The following is a 1,391-nucleotide window of genomic DNA, read 5'->3' as shown; positions in this document are numbered from 1 at the left end:
ATTGTCCGGAAGTTCCCTTCAGCCAGGCGCGGCAGTGATGCCGCAACCGGCTTTGCTTCTGAGGACTGCTCCAGTTTTTTGGCCTTCTCATTGGCCTGCTCCATCGTCATACAGGTATCTGATGTGGTGGCGTTACACTCAAATTCCGTATTAGTTCCGGCACAGCCAGAAAGTAATAACGTCCCCAGCAGAGGAATAAATAAAGAAATCTTTTTCATTGCCCTTCTCCTTTTTTATTATTCCCCACAACAGCAGAAATTAACTCTGCTGTCAGATTTGTTTTCCCTGCACAGGGTTGTCCGAAGACTACTGTATTTCCCGGAGAAGAAAATAAGCTCATCGACATACCCTTCTTCATCACACCGACAGCTGCCATATTAAAATTGTGCGGCAATGATTCAGAACCGAATTCCTTCAGTGCAGGAAGTACGATTCTTGTGGTGCAGTTACTGAGAACAGCATTCATAAAATTATCTGATACGCTTTTATACGGTACAGAGCGTGCAGTAATAATATTAATATTACGCATGTTCATTTTTATCTCCGTTGCTTCTGTTTGTTCGGTCATCAGGGAAATAAACATGGCATTTCCTGGTTTTTTCCGGCAGGGAAGCATCTTCCGTAAGAACTTCCTTCAGATGTTCATCTGCAGTTGCCACCCGGACACATTTCATTTTTCCGGGTCGCATCGGATATTTTCCGGAGATCACCGCCAGCGAGACATACATCAGTGCCAGCGTTGCCCATAATGCGGTGAACAGTTGCATCAGAGACTGGTCAGTCTCCCTGGCATATTCTGCAGCATCCCCCCGGCGAAAACCGCACGTTACAGACGGAGGCATCGCTAAATCGGAACCAAAACTGTTCGAGCAGTATCGGACCGGATACAGCCCGGCTGGCGTTCTGCCCCTTACAAACTCGATCTCCTGAACCAGCAATTTCCCCGGTGTGGTGTTGTCCTTCCATAAAACCAGTAACGCCAGCAGAGCCATTGTGGCCAGCGGCAGAATGACGGCGTATTTCAGACACCAGAACAACCAACACAGGCCCTGGGCAACAACATACCGGGTGGCATGGCATATCTGACGGAGTGACATATTATTTGCCATCGTTGCCCCCTCCCTGGCTGCCGGACATAAACTGCTGCGGATTCAGGTTGCCCACCTGCTTCAGCATCTGGTCAGTATTAAAGCCGTTAAGATGACTTTCAGCCGATGGCGGAACAGGAACCGGACTTTCCGGATTGTCTTCTTCCGCTCTGCTCTGCGTGTATTCCAGCGCCATCTCTTCCACGGTTTTCAGCTGGAAGCCGTCCTGGAACACCACGGTCACTTCGTTGCCCGCACCAATCGGTATCACCGGGTGATACTGTTCGGCACGTTTGATGTAGT

General features: G+C 49.3%; 3 protein-coding genes and 1 pseudogene. All 4 read right to left on the bottom strand.

The window, feature by feature from the left end; genetic code table 11:
• Nucleotides 1-218, bottom strand: a 218-nt coding sequence (gene traV / locus K0778_RS26065) for a type IV conjugative transfer system lipoprotein TraV (protein WP_153449189.1), incomplete at its 3' end; no start/stop codon positions are given.
• A complete protein-coding gene (locus K0778_RS26060; protein WP_001057285.1) occupies nt 215-535 on the bottom strand; it encodes a conjugal transfer protein TrbD in 321 nt (106 codons plus the stop codon). The genes traV and K0778_RS26060, both read right to left, overlap by 4 nt.
• Complete coding sequence (gene traP, locus K0778_RS26055) at nt 522-1,109, bottom strand: conjugal transfer pilus-stabilizing protein TraP (protein ID WP_000002772.1); 588 nt, start codon at nt 1,107-1,109, stop codon at nt 522-524. Before traP ends, K0778_RS26060 begins: the two co-directional genes overlap by 14 nt.
• Nucleotides 1,099-1,391, bottom strand: a pseudogene (locus tag K0778_RS26050) (conjugal transfer protein TraB); the annotation flags it as partial. The pseudogene K0778_RS26050 and the gene traP, both read right to left, overlap by 11 nt.

Origin of the sequence: Escherichia sp. XD33, assembly GCF_019375075.1 — a bacterium.
Classification (GTDB): Bacteria; Pseudomonadota; Gammaproteobacteria; order Enterobacterales; family Enterobacteriaceae; genus Enterobacter; species Enterobacter flexneri_A.
The sequence above is the reverse complement of the archived record's forward strand: the minus strand, read 5'-3'. Positions and strand labels throughout refer to the sequence as shown.

What these genes read in the sequence shown, in the direction of transcription:
- K0778_RS26060 (WP_001057285.1), bottom strand. Translation starts at nt 535, where the DNA reads ATGAACATGCGTAATATTAATATTATTACTGCACGCTCTGTACCGTAT.
- traP (WP_000002772.1), bottom strand. Translation starts at nt 1,109, where the DNA reads ATGGCAAATAATATGTCACTCCGTCAGATATGCCATGCCACCCGGTAT.